General features: G+C 73.1%; 7 protein-coding genes. 5 read left to right on the top strand and 2 right to left on the bottom strand.

Features of this window, described 5'->3' with window-relative positions; genetic code table 11:
* Nucleotides 1-118: 118 nt before the first annotated feature.
* Complete coding sequence (locus tag ACFTZL_RS12380) at nt 119-1,573, top strand: MFS transporter (RefSeq protein ID WP_382580800.1); 1,455 nt, start codon at nt 119-121, stop codon at nt 1,571-1,573.
* Between the two features lie 107 nt (nt 1,574-1,680).
* On the top strand, nt 1,681-2,265 hold the full coding sequence (locus tag ACFTZL_RS12375; protein WP_382580798.1) for a tellurite resistance TerB family protein: 585 nt from the start codon (nt 1,681-1,683) through the stop codon (nt 2,263-2,265).
* Nucleotides 2,266-2,290: 25 nt separating this feature from the next.
* On the opposite strand, the gene ACFTZL_RS12370 is transcribed toward ACFTZL_RS12375, so the two are convergent.
* Both ACFTZL_RS12370 and ACFTZL_RS12365 read right to left on the bottom strand, forming a co-directional pair.
* Nucleotides 2,291-3,166, bottom strand: a complete 876-nt coding sequence (locus tag ACFTZL_RS12370; protein WP_382580796.1) for a serine hydrolase — start codon at nt 3,164-3,166, stop codon at nt 2,291-2,293.
* Nucleotides 3,163-4,155, bottom strand: a complete 993-nt coding sequence (locus ACFTZL_RS12365) for a LysR family transcriptional regulator (protein WP_382580794.1) — start codon at nt 4,153-4,155, stop codon at nt 3,163-3,165. The genes ACFTZL_RS12370 and ACFTZL_RS12365 overlap by 4 nt, the downstream gene beginning before the upstream one ends.
* A gap of 85 nt (nt 4,156-4,240) precedes the next feature.
* Here ACFTZL_RS12365 and ACFTZL_RS12360 point away from each other — a divergent pair, with 85 nt between their 5' ends.
* From ACFTZL_RS12360 to ACFTZL_RS12350, 3 genes are read left to right on the top strand one after another with little or no spacing between them, the layout of a single operon-like run.
* Nucleotides 4,241-5,884, top strand: a complete 1,644-nt coding sequence (locus tag ACFTZL_RS12360) for a penicillin-binding transpeptidase domain-containing protein (RefSeq protein ID WP_382580792.1) — start codon at nt 4,241-4,243, stop codon at nt 5,882-5,884.
* A gap of 29 nt (nt 5,885-5,913) precedes the next feature.
* Nucleotides 5,914-6,867 carry a class A beta-lactamase gene (gene bla, locus ACFTZL_RS12355; RefSeq protein ID WP_382580804.1) on the top strand — a complete coding sequence of 318 codons (954 nt, stop codon included), beginning with the start codon at nt 5,914-5,916 and terminating at the stop codon, nt 6,865-6,867.
* An 18-nt stretch (nt 6,868-6,885) separates the two neighbouring features.
* Nucleotides 6,886-7,248 carry a DUF952 domain-containing protein gene (locus ACFTZL_RS12350; RefSeq protein ID WP_189725529.1) on the top strand — a complete coding sequence of 121 codons (363 nt, stop codon included), beginning with the start codon at nt 6,886-6,888 and terminating at the stop codon, nt 7,246-7,248.
* The last annotated feature ends 38 nt before the right edge of the window (nt 7,249-7,286 follow it).

Raw genomic sequence — 7,286 nt, 5'->3', positions numbered from 1 at the left:
GTCGCCGTTTCCACCGCGGACTTGAGGGTTGCCGGACGCCGGCCGCGCACTGCCACGGGAGGACGGCCACGGCGGCGGGAAAAGTCTCCGGGGTCCCTTCAACGAAACGATTGAAGTCATGGATACCCGAGTCATCGAATCCGCCCCCGGGACCCGACGATGGTGCACGCTGTCGGCCGTGAGCGCGGCCCAGCTCCTCGTGGTCCTGGACGGGACCATCGTCAACATCGCACTGCCCTCCGCACAGCGCGCGCTCGGCATGTCCGACGGCAGCCGGCAGTTGGTGATCACCGCGTACGCCCTCGCCTTCGGCGGGCTGCTGCTGATCGGCGGCAGAGTCAGCAGCGCGCTCGGCCACCGGCGCACCTTCGTCATCGGCCTGGCCGGCTTCGCCGTCGCCTCCGCGCTCGGCGGGGCCGCCGGGAACCCGGAGACACTCTTCGCCGCCCGCGCCTTACAGGGCGTCTTCGCCGCCGTACTCGCCCCCGCGGGGCTGTCGTTGCTGTCCACGACCTTCACGGAGCCGGGCGAACGCGGCCGGGCGTTCGGCGTGTTCGCCGCCGTCGGTGCCGCCGGATCCGCGCTCGGACTGATCGCCGGCGGGCTGCTGACCGAGTACGCCGGCTGGCGGTGGTGCCTGTACATCAACGTCCCGGTCGCGCTGCTCGCCGTGCTCGGTACGGCACTCGTGCCGGCGGACCGCCCGGTCCGGGCCGAGGGACGGCTCGATGTCGCGGGCGCGCTGCTCAGCGCCGGGGGCTTCGCCGCCGTGGTGTACGCCTTCAACGAAGCCGAACCGTACGGCTGGGGTTCGGCGAAGGTGCTCGTGCTGCTGGCCGCCGGTGTCCTGCTGCTGGCCGCGTTCGCCGTGGTCGAGCTCCGCGCCCCGCACCCGCTGCTGCCGATGCCCGTGCTGCTGCACCGCGCCCGCGCGGGAGCGCTCCTGTCGATCACCCTGATGTTCGTCGCGATGTTCGGCTTCTACCTGTTCATGAGCTACTACACCCAGACCGTCCTCGGCTACTCACCGGTCCAGGCGGGCCTGGCACTGATCATCAACGCCCTGGCCGCCCTGCTCGGCTCCACCCTCATCGCGGGGAGGCTGCACGGACGCGTCGCGCCCGCGGCGCTCATCGTGCCCGGCCTGGTCGCCGCGGCCGCCGGAGTGCTGCTCCTGACCGGCCTGACGGCGCGCAGTACGGACGTCCTGCCGCTGTACCTGACCCCCGCCCTGATCCTCACCGGGCTCGGTCTCGGCTGCGTCCTGCCCCCGACGGCCGGCCTGGCCACCGCGGACGTACCGCCGCGCGACATCGGAGCCGCGTCGGCCGCCTACAACGCCTCCCAGCAACTGGGAGCCGCACTCGGCACCGCGCTGCTCAACACCGTCGCGGCCGGTGCCACGGCGTCCTACGTGGCAGGAGCCGGGCGCACCGGCCAGGCCGAGGCATCCGTCCACGGCTACACCACGGCCCTCACCGTCGCCTTCGGCATCCTGCTGGCCGCCGCGTGCGTCGCCGGACCACTGATCGCGACCCGGGCCACTCGGGGGAACGGAGAGAACGGGAGGTGAGAGAGGGGCGCGCTTTGCGGAACCTTTGCCCGGGGGTCGGGCGTTGACCCGGTGAGCGCGCGGGAGCGGGTTCGTGAGATGACTCCGACTAGTACCGAGGTGACTCAATGGCAGTGTGGGACAAGCTCAAGGACCAGGCCAAGGCTTTCCAGCAGAACCAGGGCGGGCACGGCACGTCCGGCGGCCACGGCGCGACCGGCGGGCACGGCGCGACCGGCGGGCACAGCTCGGGTTCGCGGTCCGGCGGCGGCAGCAAGGCCCAGCTCGTCGGCCTGTTCAAGACGCAGCTCGGGTCGCTGAAGAACGAGCTGAAGAGCGGTGCGTACCGGGACGCGAGCATGGCGATGTGCGCCCTGGTCGCGGCGGCCGACGGGCAGGTGGACGCCTCCGAGCGGCAGCAGGTCGAGTCGATGATCCTGAGCAACGACGTGCTGCAGAACTTCCCGCCGGAGCAGTTGCGACAGCGCTTCCACAAGCATGTGGACCAGCTCACGATGAACTTCCAGCACGGCAAGGCCGAGGCGATGCAGGAGATCGCCAAGGCCGCCAAGAAGCCCACCGAGGCCAGGGCCGTGATCCAGACCGGCATGGTCATCGCCGGGGCCGACGGCCACTTCTCCCAGGCCGAGGCGACCGTCCTGCGCGAGGCCTGCGCCACGCTGGGGGTGTCTCCCGCCGAGTTCCAGCTCTGACCACCGGCGCGGCGACCCCGCGGGCCTACTGGGGAGCGCGCAGCGCGTCCACGGCCAGGCGGGCCGCCGTGCCGATGACGGCGTCGGCGGCGGGCAGCAGCGCGGAGGTGCGGGCCGTGCGCGTGAAGACGGCGACGGCGTAGCGCCCCCCGTCGGGGTACTCGACGACGCCCACCTCGTTGCGCACGGTCGGCAGGCTCCCCGTCTTGCCCGCCACATGGACATCGTCGAAGGGGAAGCCGGAAGCCATCCGGTGCGGCCACACCTGAAGCCCGAGGACGCGGCGGACGGCCGCGCCGTGCTCCGGCGTGCACGCCTCGTCCCGCCAGACGGCGCCGAGCAGACGCGTCATGTCGCGCGGGGTGCTGCGGTTGGTGCGGGCCGGGTCGAGCGCCCGCAGCCGGGTGACGACGAGCGGGTCGGCCAGCGCCCGAGCGCCACCGGGGCCGGCGTCCTCCTTGATGGTGGCCAGGAGCTCGCCGAAGGTGTGAACGGCGTAGGTGCGGGTGAGGCCCAGACGGGCCGTGGTGCGGTTGACGGCGTCGAGGCCGACGCGCTTCAGCAGCAGGTCGGCGGCGGCGTTGTCGCTGACGGACATCATCAGATAGGCGAGGTCCCGCAGGGACAGCCGGGCGCCGTCGAGCATCGCGGCGAGCCCCGTCGGTCCGGTGGTGCGGCCCTCCGGCGGGCACTCGACCTGCTCGGTGAGGTCCAGGATCCCCGCCGCGGCCTGCTCGTGGAGCGTGACGAGCACACAGAGCTTGTGGACGCTGGCGGTGCAGACCGGCTGGTCCGCACCGGCGTCGAGCTGGGCACCGGAGTCGATGTCGACGGCGTGCAGCCGGCCGGTGACCCCGGCGTCGGCGAAGGCCGCGTGGATGCGGGCGAGGGGGTCGGTCACAGCCAGTACTCCGAGGCCGGGCGCAGATGGAGCGGGCGGGAGGGCAGGTCGGGGGTCGCGCCGGCGGTGGTGCGCAGCGCGCGCGTGGCGGCCTCGGCGAAGGCGGCCACGGCGGCGTCACCGCGTCCACCGGGCCAGGCGACGGAGTGCCGCAGGGCCAGTGGCGCCCCGGTGAGCGGACGCCAGACGACACCCGCGGCCGGTCCTCGGCGCGAGCCCTCCCCGTTGCCCTCCCCAGGGCCGTGCGCGTCCCGCGGGCTGAAGGACACCGCCTCCGCCGACAGGACCAGTCCGCGTACGAAGCTGGTGCCCTGGGCGTGCCGTACGGCGGGCGGGGTGTAGCCGTTGCGGGCGCAGGTGGTCAGCAGGTCGTCGTAGACCGCGGGAGCGCCCGTGCGGGGGAAGAGGATCAGGTCGTAGCCGGTGAGGGAGGCGAGGGGGACCTCGTCGAGCCCGGCCGCCGCGGCGCCGCCCGGCAGCAGTACGCCCAGTTCGCGCCGGAGCACCGGGCCCAGCTCCAGGCCGGAGACGTCACAGGGGTGGTGGATGAGCCCGACGTCCAGCTCGTGCGCGGCGAACCGCTCCAGTTGCTGGGCGGTGGGCAGCTCGTGCAGTTCGAGTTCCACACCGGCGCTACCGGCGTCGGCGAATCCCGCGAGCAGCGCGGCGACCGTGTCGCCGGATATGTCGGGCGGCAACGCGGCCCGCAGCAGCCCGGTCTCGCCGTCCCGGATACGACGTGCGGTGGCCATGAGCGCCTCGGAGCGGGCGAGCACCTCCCGCGCCTCGGGCAGCAGCAGCGCCCCGGCCTCGGTGATGCTCACCTGACGGCTCGTGCGTTCGAAGAGCCGGACGCCCAGATGCCTCTCCAGTCGCTGGACGCGCTGCGAGAGCGGCGGCTGGGCCATGCCCAGGCGAGCCGCGGCACGGCCGAAGTGTGACTCTTCGGCAACAGCCACGAAGCACTCCAGGTGCCGCACCAGGTCCACGAACAGTAACCATATCCGGTATTGATCGATGCGAGATCGATAAAGGTCTTGGACAGGTTGCCCACGGCGCTGCTGTTCTCGGCGCATGGACTCCCTTGCCGAATACACCAGTCGCTCCACCCGGGACCGCAGACGGCGCCGGAACGCCGTGCGGGCCGTCACCGCGGGAGCGGTGGTGCTGGCCGTCGCCGCGGGCGGGGCGTACGCGGCCGGTCTCGGTCCCTTCGCACGGGACACCGGTCCCGACCCCGCGGCCGGGAAACAGGCCCGCGCGTTCCTCGCCGACTGGGCCGCCGGCCGGCTGCCGAGCGCGGCCGGCCGTACGACCAGCCCCGGTGCCGCACAGCGCGTGCTGGACAGCTTCACCGCCGGACTCGAGATCACAAAGCCCGCGCTCAAGGCCAAGGCCAAGGCCGCGACCGAGGCGGAGGACGGCACGGTCACCGTCCCGTTCACCGCCCGGATGCCCGTCACCGGCCTGGGCACCTGGACCTACGAGTCGAAGCTGCCGCTGCGTCAGCGGAGCGACGGCACCTGGAAGGTGGACTGGACGCTGTCCGTCGTCCACCCGCGTCTGAGCGGTACCGAGAAGTTCCGCCTCGAACGGGAGGAGACGAAGCCCCCCGAGGTCATCGACCGGCAGGGCACGGCCCTGTCCGGCGACGAACTCCCCTCCCTCGCGCCCCTCATGACCCGGCTCGGCGGAGACGGCACGGACACCGGCGCGCGCGGGGCCATCCACCTGGTCGACCGGGCCACCGGGGACGTCGAGCGCACGGAGGCCACCTTCGGCGCGCGGACGGTCCGGGACAAGGGCCCCGTCCGCACGACCCTGCACGCCGGCTGGCAGTCCGCCGCCGAGCAGGCCCTCGCCACCCACGCCGAGGGCAAGAACGCCGCGCTCGTCGCCCTGCGCATCGACGACGGCGAGATCCTGGCCGTGGCGAACTCCCCGGCCTCCGGCTTCAACCGCGCCCTCTCCGGCACCTACGCGCCCGGCTCCACCTGGAAGATCGTCACCAGCAGCGCCCTGCTGCTCAAGGACGCCGTCAAGCCGGACGAGGTGGTCGACTGCCCCCAGTACCTCACGGTGGGGAAGCGGTTCCAGAACGTGGAGCTCTCCGAACACCCGGGCGCCACCTTCCGCAAGGACTTCACCGAGTCGTGCAACACCGCGTTCATCAGCCTGCGCGACCGGCTCTACGACGGGGAACTCGGGGATGTGGCCCGTAAGTACTTCGGTGTGGGCCAGGAATGGCACGTCGGGGCTCCCACGTACGACGGCTCGGTGCCGGCGCCGAAGGACGAGACGGAGAAGGCCGCCTCGATGATCGGGCAGGGCCGGGTGCAGGCCAATCCGCTGCTCATGGCGTCCGTGACCGCGACGGCCGTGTCCGGCACCTTCCACCAGCCCTCGCTCACCGACGGCAACGAGGACAAGACCGCCACGACCCCGCTCCCGCGGGGCGTCGTCACCCAGTTGCGCGCGATGCTGCGGGCCACCGTCACCGACGGCACCGCGGAGGTCCTCTCCGATCTGCCCGGCGAGATCGGCGCCAAGACCGGCACCGCCGAGGTCTCCGACGCGCAGGACAACAACGGCTGGCTCGTCGCCCACCGCGGCAATGTCGCCGTGGCCTGCGTCGTCGAGGAGGGTGTCACCGGCGGTGGCTCCGCCGGGCCGATCGTCCACAGCCTGCTGGCCGCCGCTTCCGGCGACCCCGAGTGAAGGAGCCCCGAGTGAAGGCCGCACCCCGCATGTCCGTCGACGGGTCCTCTTCGTCGTCCCGCCGCGCCTTCGTGGCCGCCGCTGTCCTCCTCCCCCTCGCCGGCTGCGGCACGGACACCGACCGGGGCGCCAGCCGGGACACCGGCCGGGCAGGCGGAACGTCCACGACCACTCCGCCCGCCCCCGCGCCTTCCGTCCGTCGCGCACGGCTGGCGGACCTGGAGCGCGAGTACGGCGCCCGCGTCGGCGTCTACGCCCTCGCCACCGGCACCGGCGCCACCGTGATCCACCGCGCCGACGAGCGCTTCGCCTTCTGCTCGACCTTCAAGGCACTGGCCGCGGCGGCGGTCCTGCACCACCGCTCCCTCCGTGGCCTGGACCGGCGCGTCACCTACACACAGGCCGACCTCAAGTCCACCGCGCCGATCACCGGGAAGCACGTCGCGACCGGCATGACCCTCCGCCAACTCTGCGACGCCGCCGTCCGGTACAGCGACGGCACGGCCGGGAACCTGCTGATGCGCGACCTCGGCGGCCCGGCGAAGCTCACCGCCTATCTGCGCGGACTCGGCGACAAGGTCAGCCGCATGGACCACTACGAGCCCGAACTGCACGACGTACGGCCCGACGACCCCAGCGACACCACCACTCCCCGGGCGATCGCCACCGACTTCCGCGCCCTGCTCCTGGGTACCGCCCTGCCCTCCGGCGAACGCGCCCTGCTCACGGACTGGCTCTCGCGCAACGCCACCGAAGTCGGCGCCCGGCGCATCCGGGCCGGGCTCCCCAAGGGCTGGGAGGTGGCCGACAAGACCGGTACGGGCAACTGGGGCAGGGCCAACGACATCGCGATCGTCCGCCCGCCCCGCACCGATCCGCTCGTCCTGGCCGTCATGACCGACCGGCCCGGCTACGGGGCCGAGCCCTCCAACGCCCTGATCGCCGAGGCGACCCGGCGCACCATCGCCGCCCTGAAACTCTGACGGGTCTATAACGGGGCCATGATCTATCACGTCGTACCGCTCACCGTCTGGAACACCGCCCCCGGCCGCACGTACGCGCCCGACTCCCTCGCCGAGGAGGGCTTCGTGCACTGCTCCCCGGACGAGCCGGCCACGCTGGCCGTCGTCAACGCCTTCTACCGGGACGCGCCCAGGCCCCTGCTGGTGCTCGCCCTCGACGAGGCGCGCCTCACCGCGCGGGTGGCGTTCGAGGCGGCGGCCCCCGCCCCGCCGCCCGGGGTCGCCGGGGACGTCCTGTTCCCGCATGTGTTCGGCCCCCTCGACCGGGACGCCGTCGACCACGTCCTCGAGGTGCGGTGGGACGAGGAGGGCCGGGCGGCGGGACTGAGCCGGCGGGACTGAGCCGGCAGGACTGAGTCGGCGGAAGACCGGGCGAAGGG

Source organism: Streptomyces sp. NPDC056948 (assembly GCF_042674225.1).
GTDB classification, from domain to species: domain Bacteria; phylum Actinomycetota; class Actinomycetes; order Streptomycetales; family Streptomycetaceae; genus Streptomyces; species Streptomyces purpurascens.
Note: the sequence above shows the minus strand (reverse complement) of the source record. Positions and strands in the feature narration are given on the sequence as shown.